The following is a 16,216-nucleotide window of genomic DNA, read 5'->3' as shown; positions in this document are numbered from 1 at the left end:
AAGGCTACACGGAGGCGTCGAGCGCGGCAGCGAGTTCCTGCGCGGTGCGGACCGGAAGGTCGCACACCCGCCCGCGGCACACATAGGCGGCGTCAGCGCCGTCGACGCGGTCCCGGTCGGCCAGCAGCGCCGAGGAGTTCACCGGGCCGCCCACCACGACGGCTCCCCCCGGCGCCAACCTGCGCGCCGCCGCGAGCAGCTCGGAGTCGTCCGGGTCGCAGGCCACCGCGATCTGCAGCGGTCCACGGACGGCGGCTTCCGCGACCGCCAGCCAGTGCCCGCCCGAACGGGGTGCACGCGTCAGGATCGGCGTGCACGAAGCGAGCGTCGCATCCGCTGCCGCCGCGTACTCCTCAACCCGGTCGGCAGCGACGAGATGTGCTGCCAACAGCAGCGCTTCGGCGATCAGCGAGGCTCCCGACGGGGTCGCGCCGTCGAGCGGATCGGCAGGGCGAACCATCAACGCCTCCGCGTCGTCGGCGCTGTCGAACCATCGGCCTGCGCGCTCGGGGTCGGCGAAATGGGCGAGCGCGACGTCGATCAGCGTCGTCGCGGTGTCCAGCCAGGACGCCTCCCCGGTCATCTGGTAAAGCGTCAGCAGCCCGGTGGCCAACGCGGCGTGGTCCTCCAGCACCGCTGCGGGTTCGCCGACGCGCCCGCCGAGGCTGGCCCGGCGCAACCGGCCGTCCACCAGGTGCAGGTCGACGACGGCGCGTGCGCATTGCGTTGCGGCGTCGAGTAACTCGGGGCGCTCCAAGGCGACGGCGGCCTCCGCGAGCGCTGTGATCGCCAGCCCGTTCCACGCCGTGACGACCTTGTCGTCGCGCGCGGGCTGCGGCCGGGTGAGCCGGGCGGCCAGCAGCACGGTGCGCACCCTGGTGAAGCGGTCGACGTCGTCGGGATCGCGCGGCAACTGCAGCACGGAACTGCCCGCCTCGAAGGTCCCCGCCTCGGTGACCTCGAAAACCTCTGCAGCCCAACGGGCATCGTCCTCACCGAGCACCTCGCGCAGCTGCGCGGGCGTCCATACGTAGGTCAGGCCCTCGACGCCGTCGGCGTCGGCGTCCAGCGACGAGGTGAACATGCCGTCAGCGCCCAGCTCGTCGATGATGAACCTGGCGGTCTCGTGGGTTACCTTGCGCGCCAACGGATCAGACGTGCGACGGGCCCAATGCGCGTACACCCGCAGCAGCTGGGCGTTGTCATAGAGCATCTTCTCGAAATGCGGCACCACCCAGGACGCGTCGACGCTGTAGCGGGCGAACCCGCCCGCCAGTTGGTCGTAGATGCCGCCGCGGGCCATCGCCATGCAGGTGCGCCGCACCGCCTCCATCGGCAGGATGTCACCGGTGCGTTCATGGTTGCGCAGCAACGCCTCCAACAGCGCGGACGGCGGAAACTTCGGCGCGACCACCTGATTGGAGACGAAACCGCCCCGTTCGACGTCCTCGTCGCGCAACGCGGAGGCCACCGCGTGATCGCACAGCGCGGGTTGCACCGGCGGCCCGCCGGTCGCCAGCCCCGACGTCATCGACCGCAGCTCGTCGGTGATCCGGTCGGAGGCCTGCTCGACCTCACCGCGCCGGGTCCGCCAGGTGTCGGAGACGGCCTGCAGCAGTTGCAGGAAACTCGGCTTGGGGTAGTAGGTGCCGCAGAAGAACGGGCGGCCGTCGGGGGTGAGAAAACACGTCATCGGCCAGCCGCCCTGCCCGGTCAGCGCGACGGTGGCGTTCATGTAGATCGCGTCCAGGTCGGGCCGCTCCTCGCGGTCCACCTTGATGCACACGAACCCGTCGTTCATCGCCGCGGCGACCTGCTCGTCCTCGAACGACTCGTGTGCCATCACGTGACACCAGTGGCAGGCGGCATAGCCGACCGACAGCAGGATCGGCACATCGCGCGCGGCGGCTTGCGCCAACGCCTCGGGGGTCCACTGCCGCCAGTGCACCGGGTTGTCGGCGTGCTGACGCAGGTACGGACTGGTGGCCGAAGCGAGTTGATTCGTCACTCTTTCGACCGTAGTCCGCGCGACACCGGTCAAGCAGCGGCCGAACTCAGGCCCGATCTTCGGGGTCGGTGACCGAAGGTTGCGCCCCCTCGTCCTCGCCGGACGACGGCTCAGGCTGGGCTTCCTCGGTGTCGAACGACTTGGGCAGCTTGCGCAGATGCCGGTTCATCGACCAGACCAGCAGGAACGTGCCGATCAACAGCAGCACGATGACCAGCAACCCGAACGGGCTGGCCTTGCCGAAGTCCGGGCCGGGCTGGTTGGGCTGCTGCTGGGCCAGCACGATCAGGTTCACGCCGAGCGCGACGACGTCGTTCATCGATCCTCGATTCCGGCGAACAGGTCGGTTTCTGGCAGCGAGACCGGTACCCGCGAGCGGGCCAGCTCGTACTCCTCTGTGGGCCAGAGCCGTTGCTGCCATTCGATGGGCGCACGGAAGAAGTCACCGTTCGGGTCGATCTGCGTGGCGTGGGCGCGCAGCGCGTCGTCACGCTGGGCGAAGTACTTGGCGCACTCCACCTGGGTGGTCACCCGTTTGGCGAAGATGTCGTGGTCGGGGTCCCAGTGTTTGAGCCACTTCTCGAACGGTCCCTGCTGCCCGTGCTTGGCGAACTCGTCCTGCAGCAACTGCATGCGCTGACGCAGGAAACCGTGGGTGTAGTAGAGCTTCTTGACCTCCCACGGGTCACCGGCGTCGGGGTAGAGCCGGTGGTCGGCGGCGGCTTCGTAGGCGGCCACCGACACCTGGTGGCAGCGGATGTGGTCGGGATGGGGATAGCCGCCGTTTTCGTCGTACGTGGTCATCACGTGCGGGCGGAACTCACGCACCACGCGCACCAACGCCTCGGCCGGCTGCTCGAGCGGGATCGCGCCCAGGCAGCCGTCGGGCAGCGGCGGTGGCGGGTCACCCTCCGGCAGGCCGGAGTCGACGAAGCCCAGCCAGTGGTGTTCGACGCCGAGGATCTGGGCGGCCTTGGCCATCTCGTCGCGGCGGATCTCGGCCATCCGGCCGTGCACCTCGGGCAGGTCCATGGCCGGGTTGAGGATGTCGCCGCGCTCACCGCCGGTGAGGGTCACCACCAGGACCCGCACGCCTTGGTCGACGTAGCGGGCCATCGTCGCCGCGCCCTTGCTGGACTCGTCGTCCGGGTGGGCGTGCACGGCCATCAACCGCAGTTCGCTCAACCTGTTCTGCCTTATCTAACGTCTGTCCGGCCGACCCGGGTCGGCCCTTGTCGAGACATATCAACCATTCGACACGCCCTATAGTTCCAGTTCTGTAGAACCACCGACCGACGGGCATGCAAAACAGATGATCGAACGTCCCGCCGAACGCTACGGCCGCCAGCGGTTGTCACGGCGCCAACGTCGATGGATCGTTGCGGGGCTGACGGTGGCGACGCTGCTGGCCGGGGTTGGGCTCGCGGTGATCGCTTTTCAGCGGTTCGCGAGCGAAGACGTCAAGGGCGAGATGGGCAGCTTCGAGCTCATCGACGACTCGAGCGTCTCGGTCACGATCAGCGTCACCCGCAAGGATCCGTCACAGCCCGTGGTCTGCATCGTGCGCGCCCGCTCGATCGACGGCAGCGAGACCGGCCGCCGAGAAGTGCTGGTGGCGCCCTCGACGCACACCACCGTGCAGGTGACGGCGATCGTCAAGGCCAGCCAGCGACCCGTCGTCGGCGACGTCTACGGTTGCGGTACCGACGTACCCTCTTACCTGGTGGGGTCCTAGCCAACCGGGGTCTGCGCGCCGAACAGCGAACGACGAAAGCACGAAGATCGGCGGTGTTTGCGGTGCTATCATGGTCGGATACACGGTTCCTGCTGGGACCGTGTATTGCTGCTTTTAGCGCGGGCATCAAAAACGGCGACAGCGGCAATACATAAAGACCATCCCGGCGCCGTGACACAAACCAGCTACGAAGATTAAGCGCGAAGCAACAACGACAGGAGCGCGAGGACATGACCGACACACAGGTCAGTTGGCTGACCCAGGAGGCATACGACCGGTTGAAGGTGGAACTGGATCAGCTGATCGCCAATCGCCCCGTCATCGCCGCCGAGATCAACGATCGCCGGGAAGAAGGCGACCTGCGCGAGAACGGCGGCTACCACGCCGCACGCGAGGAGCAGGGCCAGCAGGAGGCCCGCATCCGCCAGCTGCAGGAGCTGCTGAACAACGCCAAGGTCGGTGAGGCGCCCAAGCAGTCCGGCGTCGCCCTGCCCGGTTCGGTGGTCAAGGTGTACTACGACGACGACAAGGACGACACCGAGACGTTCCTGATCGCCACCCGCCAGGAAGGCGTCAGCGACGGCAAGCTCGAGGTGTACTCGCCGAAGTCGCCGCTGGGTGAGGCGCTGATCGAGGCGAAGGTCGGCGAGAGCCGCACCTACACGGTGCCGAACGGAAACACCGTCAAGGTCACCCTGGTCAGCGCCGAGCCGTACCAGTCCTGACGCGCGCGGCGCTGCGCCGCGGTTAGAGTCCGCACATGGCGCAGATCGCCGAGGACCTGTTTCTGCTGCTGCTCGACAACGCGTCCGCCCAGCCCAATCTCGAACGGCACCGCCGTGAGCGGGTACTGGCGGCCGCGGTGCTGCTGGATCTGGCGTACGCGTGCCGGATCCGTCCGGCGATGGTGGGCGAACCGGTCGAGCCGGGTCGGCTGATTGCCCTTGCGGCGACCCCCGCTGCTCCCGATCCCGTCGCGGACCCGGCGTTTCAGCTGCTGCGACGACGGCCGCTTCGTCCCGCAACGGCTGTCAAGCGCCTGTCGCGCCACGCGGAGGCGGGTGTCTGCGGATACCTCGAGCAGACCGCCCAACTCCGGCGAATCGCCGTGGGGCACAGGGAATCCGCCTGGCTACCGACAAGCCGGGAGCGGGTGGGCCACGCGCGTTCGGCGCTGCTCGCGGCGCTGTTCGACCGCAATCCGCCCGCGCCGGCGACCGCCGCGATCGTTTCGCTGTTGCACGCCGTCGACGGGCTGGGCGCCCTGTTGAGCCTGAACGACCGCGGCTGGCGCTGGGTGCATGCCCGGGCCGCTGAAATCGCCAGCGGCAGCTGGGTCGACGAGTATCCCACCGCATTGCCCGAGGTGAACCTGGCCGTCACCACGTCGGCGGTGCGGCACGCACTGGGTTAACGGACTGTACTCAGCGCCTGCTCCAGATCGGCGAGCAGGTCGGCGACGTCCTCGATGCCGACCGACAGCCGCACCAGGTCGTCGGGCACCTCCAACTGCGAACCCGCGGTCGACGCGTGCGTCATCGCACCGGGGTGCTCGATCAACGACTCGACACCGCCGAGTGACTCGGCCAGAATGAAAACCTCTGTGCGCGAGCACAAGTCGCGGGCTGCCTGGGCGCCCCCGCGCAGCCGCACCGAGATCATGCCGCCGAACCCGCTCATCTGCTTGGCCGCGACGTCGTGGCCGGGGTGGCTGGGCAGGCCGGGATAGAGCACGGTTTCGATGGCGGGGTGCCCGTCGAGGAACTCGGCGACGACGGCGGCGTTCTCGCTGTGCCGCTGCATGCGCACCACCAGCGTCTTGAGCCCGCGCAACGTGAGGTAGGCGTCGAACGGGCCGGGCACCGCCCCCGCACCGTTCTGCAGGAACGCGAACGCCGTGTCGAGTTCCTCGTCGTTGGTCAGCAGCGCGCCACCGACGACATCGGAGTGCCCGCCGATGTACTTGGTGGTGGAGTGCAGCACGATGTCGGCGCCCAGCGGCAACGGCTGCTGCAGCGCCGGTGAGGCAAACGTATTGTCCACCAGCACTTTGATATTCGAGGTGGCGGCGAGCTGGGCGATGGCGCCGATGTCGGCGATGGACAGCAACGGGTTGGTCGGCGTCTCGACCAGGATCATCCTGGTCTTGTCGGTGATCGCCGCCTTCACCGCCTCGAGGTCGGCCAGCGAGACCGCGGTGTAGCCGATGCCCCAGTGGGTGAACACCTTGTCGATCAGCCGGAAGGTGCCGCCGTAGGCGTCGTCGGGGATCACGATGTGATCGCCTGGCCGCAGCACGGCGCGCAGGGCGCAGTCGGTGGCGGCCATCCCGGAGCCGAAGGCCCGGCCGTAGGCGGCCTGCTCGACGGCGGCCAGCGCCGCCTCCAGCGCCGAGCGGGTCGGGTTGCCGGTGCGCGCGTACTCGAATCCGCCGCGCAACCCGCCGACACCGTCCTGGGCGAACGTCGAACTGGCATAGATCGGCGGGTTGACGGCGCCGGTTGCCCGGTCGGGGCGAAAGCCCGCGTGGATGGCCTTGGTGGCCAAGCCCTGGAATTTGTGCTGCTCAGTCATCACTGATCAGCCTAGCGAGCGCGCTGGCGCCCACCGTCGCGGTGTAGACAAGAACGATGAGCACTACCGCCCGCATCGACGACCTTCTCGACCTCGATTCGCTGCTGACGCCCGAGGACACCGAGTTGCGCCAGACCGTGCGCAGGTTCGGCGAGCAGCATGTCCGTCCGAACATCGCCGAGTGGTTTGACACCGGTGAGGTCCCGGTCCGGGCGTTGGCCGCCGACCTGGGCAAGCTCGGTCTGCTGGGCATGCATCTGACGGGTTACGGCTGCGGCGGCTCGACCGCCACCGCCTATGGGCTGGTGTGTCAGGAGCTGGAGGCCCTCGACAGCGGGCTGCGCAGCCTGGTGTCGGTGCAGGGGTCGTTGGCGATGTTCGCGATTCACCGGTGGGGCAGCGAGGACCAGCGCGGCCAGTGGTTGCCCGCGATGGCCAGCGGCGAGGCGATCGGCTGCTTCGGTCTGACAGAGCCCGACTTCGGGTCCAACCCGGCGGGGATGCGCACCACCGCCAAACGCGACGGATCGGACTGGGTTCTCAACGGCGCGAAGATGTGGATCACCAACGGCTCGGTGGCCGATGTGGCGATCGTGTGGGCGCGCGCCGAGGAAGGGATCGTGGGCTTCGTCGTGCCCACCGATACACCGGGGTTCTCGGCCACCGACATGACCCGAAAGATGTCGTTGCGCGCCTCGGTGACCTCCGAACTGCATCTGGACGACGTGCGGCTACCGGCCGATGCCAAACTGCCCGACGCCCGCGGGCTGTCGGGTCCGCTGAGCTGCTTGTCGGAGGCCCGGTTCGGCATCGTGTTCGGCAGCGTCGGCGCCGCGCGGGACTGCCTGCAGACCACGCTGGACTACGTCGGCGCCCGCGCCGTGTTCGACAAACCGCTGTCGGCCTATCAGCTGACCCAGGCCAAGATCGCCGACATGGCCGTCGAGCTGTCCAAGGCCCAGCTGCTGGCGCTGCACCTGGGCCGGCTCAAAGACCAGGGCACGATCCGTCCCGAGCAGATCAGCGTCGGCAAGCTCAACAACGTCCGAGAGGCGCTCAAGATCGCACGGCAGTGCCGAACGTTGCTGGGCGCCAACGGAATCACGTTGGAGTATCCGGTGATCCGGCACGCCAACAACCTCGAGTCGGTGCTGACCTACGAGGGCACCTCCGAGGTGCACCAGTTGGTCATCGGAGAGGCGCTGACCGGCGTCAGCGCCTTCCGATGAACGTCCCTACCGCGGCGGCAGCGGCTGCGGGTTGAGGTCTGCGACCTGGCCGCCGCTGAGCTTGCGGTAGGCGTAGACCTCGATGAGGATCGCCAGCGGGACGGCGACGAGCAGCCCGACGCCGCACAGCAATGCACCGACGACCGCGATGACCAACATCACCAGCCAGGTCAGCAGCGCAGGCGCGAAGTTCTCCTTGACGATGTTGAAGCTGGTCTTGATCGAGTCGATCGGGGCGAGGTTGCGATCGAGCAACGCGACGATCGTGAACATCAGGAAGATGGAAACGATCAGACCCGGGATGACGCATAGGAACATCCCGATCGAGGTCAGGATTCCGACGATCAGGCCCGCGATGACGACGTTGCCGACGTTTCGCGGCCGGAAGAACGATCCGATCGACACCTGCTGGCCGTTGGCGATGTCCAGCACACCCCCGATGTAGGCCGACTGGATCGCCGCGCCGACGATCAACAGCACCAGCCAGCCGATGAGCGACACGATGATGGAGCCGGGGCTGTCCAGGCTGTAGGAGAACGCGAAGCTGCCGTCGTCGGAGGCGTAGCTCGTGGTGTCACCGTCGTTGAGGGCTCCGCCCAGCAGGTTGAAGATCGCCTGCAACACGATGATGACCAGACCCCACACCAGCGTCGCGACGAGGAAGGGGACCGCGTTGTTGCTGAACTTGTTCCATGCCCAGGAGAACGCGTCGCCGATGCTGTAGGCCGGCGCGCCACCGAAACCCGGTCCGCCCGGGGGCGGGTAGCCACCACCCGGCGGCGGGTAGCCGCCCTGGGGTGGCGGGTAGCCGCCTTGCGGCGGCGGTGGCGGATAACCGGGCGCGCCACCGGACGGCGGTGGCGGGTAACCACCCGGGGGCGGTGGCGGCGGATATCCGCCGGGTGGCGGCGGCGGAGGGTAGCCCCCTCCTCCGCCGGGTGGCGGCGGCGGAGGGTAGCCGCCTCCTCCGCCGGGTGGCGGCGGTGGTGGGTAGCCCCCTCCGCCGGGAGGTGGTGGCGGGGGATAGTTGCCGGGAGGTGGTGGCGGTTGATCGCTCATTGCTGCCTTCCAGTGTGTGTTCGTCGACGGTTAGAGCGGTAAACAGATGGTACCGATGATCTTGTCGACCAACGTCTGTCTCTTCGCATCCCATAGGGGGAACAGGACTGCGATGAGCCAGAGCGGCCCGCATGCCAAGTATGCGACGAGATAGATGAACTCGCGCAGCACCGACAACCCGAAACCCATTGGCTGCCCGGTCTTTTCGGCGACCACCTTGAATTTCAGGATGGATTTTCCGATGCTCGACCCGGTGCGGCCCTGGCGGTAGCCGAGGTTCCAGACCGCATAGGCCAACGCGACCAGCACCGCGACCGCCACCGACGCCTGCCCGAGCGTGGACGCGCCGGTGGCGCAGAACTCACCGAGTTCGTACTCGGAAATGTCGGTGATGCAGGCGGTCTCGCGGGTGCCCGCCAACATCGCGAACCCGATCGCCAGGATGATCGTGAACGGGATGTAGTCGATGATCCATGCCAGCACGCGGGTAAACCAGGGCGTGTAAGCCTCTTTCGGCAACACCGGGATCCCTGCCGGATATCGGCCGGCTTGCTGCTGCCCCTCCGGCGGTGGTGGTGCCGGATAGTCCCCGGGCGCGGGTGGTTGATCGGTCACGGAAGACCTCCCCAGCGGTGCTCCAGGCGACAACAAGCGTGCTTACATTACCGGAGCAATCGCCGATAGCAGCGATTTCCGGCGGGAAGCCGGGGGCCGGTTGGTCAGCGTCGGGCGTCGCCGTCGGACAGGAAGCCGAGGAGGTCGTGCCGGGTCAGCACCCCGACGGGTTTACCCTCCTCGACCACCATCACCGCGTCGCATTCGCGCAGCGTCTTCGCCGCGTTCGTGACGATTTCACCGGAGCCGACCAGCGGGAGCGGCGGGCTCATGTGCTTGGCGACGGCGTCGGCCAGCTTGGCGCGGCCCTCGAACACCGCCGAAAGCAGTTCCCTCTCCGAGACGCTGCCTGCCACCTCACCGGCCATCACCGGAGGTTCGGCGCCCACGACCGGCATCTGCGACACCCCGTACTCGCGCAGGATGTTGATCGCGTCGCGCACCGTCTCCGACGGATGGGTGTGCACCAGGTCGGGCAGCGCACCCGATTTGCCTCGCAGCACATCGCCCACCGTCGATTCCTCGACCGACCCGTCCAGCCTGCTGCGCAGGAAACCGTAGGACGACATCCATTCGTCGTTGAAAATCTTTGACAGATAACCTCTTCCGCCGTCGGGGAGCAGGACGACGACCAGCGAGTCGGGGCCGGCCTCCTCGGCCACCTTGATCGCGGCCACCACCGCCATCCCGCACGAACCGCCGACGAGCATCGCTTCCTCGCGGGCCAGCCGCCGGGTCATCTCGAACGAATCGGCGTCGGAGACCGCGATGATCTCGTCCGGCACGGCGGGGTCGTAGGCCGCGGGCCAGAAGTCCTCGCCGACGCCCTCGACCAGATAAGGCCTGCCGGTGCCGCCCGAGTAAACCGAACCTTCAGGGTCGACGCCGACGACGCGCACCTTGCCGTCGGACACCTCCTTGAGGTAGCGGCCCGCCCCGGTGATGGTGCCGCCGGTGCCGACGCCCGCGACGAAATGGGTGACCTTGCCTTCGGTGTCCGCCCACACCTCCGGCCCGGTGGTCTCGTAGTGGCTGGCCGGACCCATCGGGTTGGAGTACTGATCGGGCTTCCACGCACCCTCGATCTCCTCGACCAGGCGATTGGAGACGCTGTAGTAGCTGTCGGGGTGGTCCGGCGGCACGGCGGTCGGGCACACGACGACGTCGGCGCCGTACGCGCGCAGCACGTTCTGCTTGTCCTCGCTGACCTTGTCGGGGCACACGAAGATGCACTTGTAGCCGCGCTGCTGGGCGACCAGTGCGAGTCCCACGCCGGTGTTGCCCGACGTCGGCTCCACGATGGTGCCCCCGGGCTTGAGCTCCCCGCTGGCCTCGGCGGCGTCGATCATCTTGATCGCGATGCGGTCCTTGGAGCTGGCACCCGGGTTGAGGTACTCGACCTTGGCGGCCACCGTGCCCGCCCCCGGCGGCACCACGGAGTTCAGCTGTACCAGAGGGGTATTGCCGATGAGCTCACTGATGTGCCTGGCGATCCGCATGACACCATCGTGTCAGGCGGCTTCCCGGGTCGCCAGGCGGCTTACCAGGTGGCCTCGCGAATGTAGTCGCCGATCTGGCGCAACGACCGCGTCGCTTCGGAGACGATCGGCGAGGCGAGCTGGAAGACGTGCATCTGACCAGGCCAGATGCGGACCTCGACCGGTACACCGGCGGCCGCCAGCCGACGCGCGGCCTTGCGGGCGTCGCTGACCAACACTTCCGAGCCCGACACATGGATCAACGTGCGCGGCAGACCCGGCTCGATGTGGTCCAGCGGTTCGTAGACCTCTTCGGACCGGCCGTCCTTGCTGTGGCGTCGCGCGGCTTCCTCGACCAGGTCGACAAGAGCGTAGAACGCCCGCGGCGGGAACATGGCGTCGCTGCGGATGTTTGGATGGTGCGCCCGGGTCTCGTTGTCGATCTCGAACAGCGGCGACATCGTCACCATCGCTGCGGGCACCTCACCGTGCGGGCCCTCTTCTTGAAGCCGCTCGGCCAGTGTGAGCGCCAGGTATCCGCCCGCGGAGTCGCCGGCGAGCACGATCTGGTCGGCCTCGTAGCCCTTTTCGCGCAGCCACTTGTAGGCGTCGTAACAGTCGTCGACGGCCATGCCCACCGAGTGCTTGGGAATCATCCGGTAGTTGACGACGAGCACCGGGCAGTCAGCAAACCCCGACAACGCACCGACCAGGCGGCCGTGTGAGTTGACGCCGCAGGTGAGGAACGCCCCACCGTGCATGTAGAGGATGACGGCGCGCTTACCGTCGGCGGGCAGCACGCCCGGTGCGCGCACCAGTTGCGCGGTGCAGTTCGGCAAAGAGATCGTCGCCCGGATCGTGCCGGGTGCGGGTCGCATCACCCGCGAGACGAAGTCCACCAAACCCCATGGCCAGGGCAACCGCGGAGCGTAGCTCCCGATAGCTAGAGTCGGCCGGATAGTTAGCAGAGCCGCGAGCGCGGTGACCCGGCCTGCCAGGCTGGGGCCGTCCTCCACGAACTCGACGGGCGCCCCGTCACTGACCGGAAACTTGCGCGGTTTTCGCCCTTTAGCAGGCATGACACCAGCGCTGTGCGCCCTGGCGACCTTACTGGGTGCCGTCATCGCCACCACTTCCCTACGCCAATGTAGTTCCGGGTGCCGCCTCTTTACTGAGCGTGGCCCGTCACCTTAGCTTGACACTCTATAAGCAGTTCAACAATCAACGAGTCATATTCGATACCGGAGTTGATACCGCAATGTGACACGAGATTGCCTGCCGCCACGCGGATAACCGCAAAAGTCGCACTTAAACTCAATGTGTGGGCAATCACGCACCCCACCGGACCAAGACCCTCGCCCTGACGGCCGCGGCAGCGCTGGCCTCGACGGGTTCGGTTTACCTGGGCGCCCGCAATCTGCTGAGCGAACAGGCGGCCCAGACCCGCCGTGTGATTCCCAAGGCGTGGGACATCCCGCCGCGCGCCGACGGCGTGTACACCGCGGGCGGCGGCCCCGTCGAACGCTGGCACCGAGACGTGCCGGTCGACCTGCATCTGATGGTCTTCGGTGACTCCACCGCCACCGGCTACGGCTGCACCGAAGCCGACGAGGTGCCCGGCGTGCTGCTTGCCCGCGAGCTCGCCGAGGTCTCGGGCAAGCGAATCCGGTTGAGCACCAAAGCCATCGTGGGCGCCACCTCCAAGGGATTGTCGGGCCAGATTGACGCGATGTTCGTCGCCGGTCCCCCGCCGGACGCCGCGGTGATCATGATCGGGGCCAACGACGTCACCGCGCTGAACGGCATCGGGCCGTCGGCCCGACGGCTGGCGCATGCGGTCCGCCGGCTGCGGGCCAGCGGAGCCGTCGTCGTCGTCGGCACCTGCCCGGACTTCGGCGTGATCAGCGCGATCCCCCAACCGCTGCGGATGGTGGCACGCAGCTGTGGGCTGCGCCTGGCTCGCGCGCAGGCCGCCGCCGTGCGGGCAGCCGACGGGGTGCCGGTGCCGTTTTCCGATCTGTTGGCGCCGGATTTCCGCCAGACCCCCGAACTGCTCTTCTCACCCGACATGTTTCATCCGTCGGCGGCCGGCTATGCCCTGGCCGCCAAGCAGTTGTTCCCGGCGTTGTGTAATGCGTTGGGTGACTGGCTCGGTGGCGCGGTGCCAGAGTTGCCGTGGCAGCCACGCGCGGACGACGGCGCGACGCTCGTCGCGCGGGTCGGCAGCTTGAGCCGGCTGTGGCGGCGTTCGACTGGGGTCCCCGCGCCCATCGTGGCCCGCGCGGGCTAGGTTCTCTGTAGTTCTGTGGGATCTAGCCGTCAGATGGAGTAGCCATGCCTGAAGCCGTCATTGTCTCGACCGCGCGGTCGCCGATCGGCCGTGCCGCCAAAGGTTCGCTGGTCGATATGCGGCCAGACGACCTCGCCGCGCAGATGGTGCGCGCCGCGCTCGACAAGGTGCCTGCGCTCGACCCGCACGACATCGACGACCTGATGATGGGATGCGGACAACCCGCGGGCGAGGCGGGCTTCAACATCGCTCGTAGCGTTGCCGTGCAACTGGGCTACGACTTCCTGCCCGGCACCACGGTCAACCGGTACTGCTCGTCGTCGCTGCAGACCAGCCGGATGGCGTTCCACGCGATCAAAGCCGGCGAGGGCAACGCATTCATTTCCGCTGGGGTGGAGACGGTTTCGCGGTTTCCGAAGGGTACGTCCGACGGTTGGCCGGACAGCAAGAACCCGGTGTTCGCCGACGCGATGAGCCGCTCGGACCAGGCCGCCGCGGGCGCCGACGAATGGCATGACCCGCGCGAGGACGGCTCGCTGCCCGACGTGTACATCGCGATGGGGCAGACCGCCGAGAACGTCGCGCTGTTCACCGGCATCAGCCGCGAGGACCAGGACCACTGGGGGGTGCGCAGCCAGAACCGCGCCGAAGAGGCCATCAACAGCGGCTTTTTCGACCGCGAGATCGTGCCGGTGACGCTGCCCGACGGGACGACGGTCAGCAAGGACGACGGCCCACGCGCGGGCACCACCTACGAGAAGCTCAGCCAGCTCAAGCCGGTGTTCCGGCCTAACGGCACCGTGACCGCCGGCAACGCGTGCCCGTTGAACGACGGCGCCGCCGCGGTGGTCATCATGTCGGACACCAAGGCGCGCGAGTTGGGGCTGACGCCGCTGGCGCGCATCGTGTCCACGGGGGTCAGCGGCCTCTCGCCGGAAATCATGGGGCTCGGCCCTATCGAGGCGTCGAAGAAGGCGCTGGCCAACGCGGGCATGACGATCAACGACATCGACCTGTACGAGATCAACGAGGCGTTCGCCGTGCAGGTACTGGGCTCCGCGCGTGAACTCGGGATGGACGAGGACAAGCTCAACGTCTCCGGCGGCGCGATCGCGCTGGGCCATCCGTTCGGCATGACGGGTGCGCGGATCACCGCCACGCTGTTGAACAACCTGACGACCTACGACAAGACGTTCGGGCTGGAGACGATGTGCGTCGGCGGCGGTCAGGGCATGGCGATGGTGATCGAGCGGCTTTCCTAGCTCGATTCGGGCGCTAGTGTGCGCTCAGATCGCGAATCAAGCGCATTTCAGGCGGTTCCGCGATCTGAACGCACACTAGACGGCCACGCCCGGCGCACGCGGTTCACGATATCGCCCGGGCGGTCTCCTGCGACGACGCGAATGTGGGTCCAGCCGCGGTACCTGACGAACTCGGAGCGCACGATTCCCTTCCGGAAGCTGCGGCGTTCGCGGTGGTGGTCACCGTCGTACTCGACGGCGATCATCACGTCCTCCCACCCCATGTCGAGGAAGTAGCACGGGTCACCGAAATCGTCGTACACCGGAATCTGGGTTCGCGGCCTCGGAAAGCCCGCTCTGATGAGCAGCAGCCGCAGCCAGGTCTCACGTGGCGACTCCGACCCAGAGTCCGAAAGCTCCAGCGCCCAACGCAATTGCGGTAAGCCCGGTGATCCGGTGTGTCGCCGCGCAAGGCGTTCTACGGCCTTTCGGTCGAACCGGGTCACGTTGCCGAGGGCGTCCAGGCGAGCCACCGCCTCGTCACCTCTCCGGATGCGGCCGAGGTCGAACGCGGTTCGCGCCGGCGTCGTCACCGGTATCCCGGTCAGCAGTTGGTGTTCGCCGGGCCGAAGCCGGTCCCTGCGGGTGATGATCCCATCGGGTGGTCGTGCGTTGGCCCAGATCAATTCCACCGGGATGTCGTCGGCGATCCACCGCGCACCGTGTAGCGCGGATGCGGTCAAACCCGCAACCACGCCCCGGCGGCGCGTCCATAGCCAGGCGCCTGCGGTCCGCTGCGCCAAAGTCGGCGAACTGCCGATGGGCACGTAGACATCCGGAAAGAGTGCCCGATAGCGCGTGCGCAACTGGTGCTTGTTGGCGATTACGCCATCGCGAAGCGCCTCACTGCCCACGAACGGCCAGTCGGGTATCGGCACAACTCCACGATCGCCGCTGGCCGGCGTCGCGGCTGGCGTCAGATCGCAAACCTGTGGATGGATTGCGATATGTGCACAGAGTCAACGCACAAAAAAGCCCGACACCGTGGTGTCGGGCTTTTTTGTTGGGCAACTAGTCGCTGTTGAAGTAGCTGAGCAGACGCAGGATCTCGATGTACAGCCAGACCAGCGTGACGGTCAGGCCCAGCGCGATACCCCACGCGGCCTTCTCCGGTGCACCCGCACGCACCATCTGGTCAGCGGCATCGAAGTCGATCAGGAACGAGAACGCCGCCAGACCGATGCACAGCAGGGAGAAGCCGATGGCGAGCATGCCACCGTCGCGCAGGCCCAGGCCGGCACCGCCGCCCACACCGAAGACGGCGAGGACGAGGTTGAGCAGCATCAGCGCCAGCACGCCGAACAGGCCGGCGACGATCATGCGGGTGAACTTCGGCGTCACGCGGATGGCGCCGGTCTTGTAGACGACCAACATGCCGAAGAACACCCCGAGCGTGCCGACGATCGCCTGCGCGATCATTCCCACCCCGCCGACCGACATGACGTTGGCGATGATGAACGAGATCGCGCCGAGGAACAGACCCTCCAGCGCGGCGTAGGTCAACACGATCGCCGGGTTGTCCTGCTTGCGCCCGAACGTCGCGACGAGCACGAGCGCCAACCCGCCAAGGCCGCCCACCAGGGCGAACGGCATCGCCAGCCCCAGGTTCTGGGACACCAGGAAGTACGAGACGACTCCGACGGCGGTCAGCAGGGCCAGCGTGATGCCGGTCCGGGTGACGACGTCATCGATGGTCAGCGGGCGCGCGACACCGGCCTGCTGCTGTGGGGGGTACTGCGTCGTATAGGGGTCCGCGTGTACCGCCGCCGCACCGTAGCCGGCGGCTCCGGTACCGAATTGCGCATATCCGCCCTGTTGCTTGGGCAGCGAACGAAATACCGGGTTGCTGGTTTCCCGCACCGTCGGTTCCTCTCCTGTGAAAAGTGGTTCGACAGAGTTGGCGAACACACAAGTAACGATCACGGCC

Annotated in this window: 16 protein-coding genes; 6 read left to right on the top strand and 10 right to left on the bottom strand. The window is 67.5% G+C overall.

Translation table 11 applies throughout. The features are described 5' to 3' along the window. Window positions 1-4: 4 nt before the first annotated feature. Genes K3U96_RS05855 through mca form a run of 3 tightly spaced genes read right to left on the bottom strand, consistent with a single transcriptional unit; the run spans window position 5 to window position 3,193 of the window. Window positions 5-2,008, bottom strand: a complete 2,004-nt coding sequence (locus tag K3U96_RS05855; RefSeq protein ID WP_220692373.1) for a thioredoxin domain-containing protein — start codon at window positions 2,006-2,008, stop codon at window positions 5-7. Between the two features lie 46 nt (window positions 2,009-2,054). After that, entirely contained in the window at window positions 2,055-2,327 is a 273-nt protein-coding gene (locus K3U96_RS05850; protein WP_220692372.1) for a hypothetical protein, read from the bottom strand. Further along, window positions 2,324-3,193: a mycothiol conjugate amidase Mca gene (gene mca / locus K3U96_RS05845; protein ID WP_069403915.1), complete on the bottom strand. Its 870-nt coding sequence runs from the start codon at window positions 3,191-3,193 to the stop codon at window positions 2,324-2,326. The genes K3U96_RS05850 and mca overlap by 4 nt, the downstream gene beginning before the upstream one ends. A 127-nt stretch (window positions 3,194-3,320) precedes the next feature. On the opposite strand from mca, the gene K3U96_RS05840 reads away from it, so the two are divergent. The 3 genes from K3U96_RS05840 (at window position 3,321) to K3U96_RS05830 (ending at window position 5,157) form a co-directional block, all read left to right on the top strand. After that, on the top strand, window positions 3,321-3,743 hold the full coding sequence (locus K3U96_RS05840; RefSeq protein ID WP_069403916.1) for a DUF4307 domain-containing protein: 423 nt from the start codon (window positions 3,321-3,323) through the stop codon (window positions 3,741-3,743). Between the two features lie 230 nt (window positions 3,744-3,973). After that, the gene (gene greA, locus K3U96_RS05835) at window positions 3,974-4,468 is read left to right on the top strand and encodes a transcription elongation factor GreA (protein ID WP_069403917.1); all 495 of its coding nucleotides are present in this window, start codon (window positions 3,974-3,976) and stop codon (window positions 4,466-4,468) included. Between the two features lie 35 nt (window positions 4,469-4,503). After that, window positions 4,504-5,157 (top strand): GOLPH3/VPS74 family protein, encoded by a 654-nt coding sequence (locus tag K3U96_RS05830; protein WP_220692371.1) that lies wholly within the window; start codon window positions 4,504-4,506, stop codon window positions 5,155-5,157. Here K3U96_RS05830 and K3U96_RS05825 read toward each other — a convergent pair. After that, the gene (locus tag K3U96_RS05825) at window positions 5,154-6,317 is read right to left on the bottom strand and encodes a cystathionine gamma-synthase (protein WP_220692370.1); all 1,164 of its coding nucleotides are present in this window, start codon (window positions 6,315-6,317) and stop codon (window positions 5,154-5,156) included. The two genes, K3U96_RS05830 and K3U96_RS05825, sit on opposite strands and share 4 nt — an antisense overlap. A 56-nt stretch (window positions 6,318-6,373) precedes the next feature. Between K3U96_RS05825 and K3U96_RS05820 the strand changes: the two genes are divergently transcribed. Next, the gene (locus K3U96_RS05820; protein WP_220692369.1) at window positions 6,374-7,546 is read left to right on the top strand and encodes an acyl-CoA dehydrogenase family protein; all 1,173 of its coding nucleotides are present in this window, start codon (window positions 6,374-6,376) and stop codon (window positions 7,544-7,546) included. A gap of 6 nt (window positions 7,547-7,552) precedes the next feature. On the opposite strand, the gene K3U96_RS05815 is transcribed toward K3U96_RS05820, so the two are convergent. From K3U96_RS05815 to K3U96_RS05800, 4 genes are all read right to left on the bottom strand, one after another. Continuing rightward, complete coding sequence (locus tag K3U96_RS05815; protein ID WP_220692368.1) at window positions 7,553-8,605, bottom strand: DUF2189 domain-containing protein; 1,053 nt, start codon at window positions 8,603-8,605, stop codon at window positions 7,553-7,555. A 30-nt stretch (window positions 8,606-8,635) separates the two neighbouring features. After that, a complete protein-coding gene (locus K3U96_RS05810; RefSeq protein ID WP_220692367.1) occupies window positions 8,636-9,220 on the bottom strand; it encodes an Rv1078 family RDD domain-containing protein in 585 nt (194 codons plus the stop codon). A gap of 104 nt (window positions 9,221-9,324) precedes the next feature. After that, on the bottom strand, window positions 9,325-10,719 hold the full coding sequence (locus K3U96_RS05805) for a cystathionine beta-synthase (RefSeq protein ID WP_069403923.1): 1,395 nt from the start codon (window positions 10,717-10,719) through the stop codon (window positions 9,325-9,327). A gap of 41 nt (window positions 10,720-10,760) precedes the next feature. Then, entirely contained in the window at window positions 10,761-11,822 is a 1,062-nt protein-coding gene (locus K3U96_RS05800; protein ID WP_220692366.1) for an alpha/beta hydrolase, read from the bottom strand. A gap of 197 nt (window positions 11,823-12,019) precedes the next feature. Between K3U96_RS05800 and K3U96_RS05795 the strand changes: the two genes are divergently transcribed. Together K3U96_RS05795 and K3U96_RS05790 are read left to right on the top strand one after the other, a co-directional pair. Beyond that, window positions 12,020-12,988, top strand: a complete 969-nt coding sequence (locus K3U96_RS05795) for an SGNH/GDSL hydrolase family protein (protein WP_220692365.1) — start codon at window positions 12,020-12,022, stop codon at window positions 12,986-12,988. Window positions 12,989-13,032: 44 nt separating this feature from the next. Further along, a complete protein-coding gene (locus tag K3U96_RS05790) occupies window positions 13,033-14,250 on the top strand; it encodes an acetyl-CoA C-acetyltransferase (protein ID WP_220692364.1) in 1,218 nt (405 codons plus the stop codon). A gap of 47 nt (window positions 14,251-14,297) precedes the next feature. Here K3U96_RS05790 and K3U96_RS05785 read toward each other — a convergent pair whose 3' ends face one another. Together K3U96_RS05785 and K3U96_RS05780 are read right to left on the bottom strand one after the other, a co-directional pair. Beyond that, on the bottom strand, window positions 14,298-15,161 hold the full coding sequence (locus tag K3U96_RS05785; protein WP_220693409.1) for a type IV toxin-antitoxin system AbiEi family antitoxin: 864 nt from the start codon (window positions 15,159-15,161) through the stop codon (window positions 14,298-14,300). A gap of 139 nt (window positions 15,162-15,300) precedes the next feature. Then, entirely contained in the window at window positions 15,301-16,149 is an 849-nt protein-coding gene (locus K3U96_RS05780) for a Bax inhibitor-1/YccA family protein (RefSeq protein ID WP_220692363.1), read from the bottom strand. Between the last annotated feature and the right edge of the window lie 67 nt (window positions 16,150-16,216).

It is taken from the genome of Mycolicibacterium holsaticum DSM 44478 = JCM 12374, from assembly GCF_019645835.1.
In the GTDB taxonomy this organism is placed as follows: Bacteria; Actinomycetota; Actinomycetes; order Mycobacteriales; family Mycobacteriaceae; genus Mycobacterium; species Mycobacterium holsaticum.
Note: the sequence above shows the minus strand (reverse complement) of the source record. Positions and strands in the feature narration are given on the sequence as shown.

Bases quoted from the DNA above. Each gene is read 5' to 3' on its own strand.
- K3U96_RS05850 (WP_220692372.1), bottom strand. From the start codon at position 2,327: ATGAACGACGTCGTCGCGCTCGGCGTGAACCTGATCGTGCTGGCCCAG.
- K3U96_RS05840 (WP_069403916.1), top strand. From the start codon at position 3,321: ATGATCGAACGTCCCGCCGAACGCTACGGCCGCCAGCGGTTGTCACGG.
- greA (WP_069403917.1), top strand. From the start codon at position 3,974: ATGACCGACACACAGGTCAGTTGGCTGACCCAGGAGGCATACGACCGG.
- K3U96_RS05830 (WP_220692371.1), top strand. From the start codon at position 4,504: ATGGCGCAGATCGCCGAGGACCTGTTTCTGCTGCTGCTCGACAACGCG.
- K3U96_RS05825 (WP_220692370.1), bottom strand. From the start codon at position 6,317: ATGACTGAGCAGCACAAATTCCAGGGCTTGGCCACCAAGGCCATCCAC.
- K3U96_RS05820 (WP_220692369.1), top strand. From the start codon at position 6,374: ATGAGCACTACCGCCCGCATCGACGACCTTCTCGACCTCGATTCGCTG.
- K3U96_RS05815 (WP_220692368.1), bottom strand. From the start codon at position 8,605: ATGAGCGATCAACCGCCACCACCTCCCGGCAACTATCCCCCGCCACCA.
- K3U96_RS05805 (WP_069403923.1), bottom strand. From the start codon at position 10,719: ATGCGGATCGCCAGGCACATCAGTGAGCTCATCGGCAATACCCCTCTG.
- K3U96_RS05800 (WP_220692366.1), bottom strand. From the start codon at position 11,822: ATGACGGCACCCAGTAAGGTCGCCAGGGCGCACAGCGCTGGTGTCATG.
- K3U96_RS05790 (WP_220692364.1), top strand. From the start codon at position 13,033: ATGCCTGAAGCCGTCATTGTCTCGACCGCGCGGTCGCCGATCGGCCGT.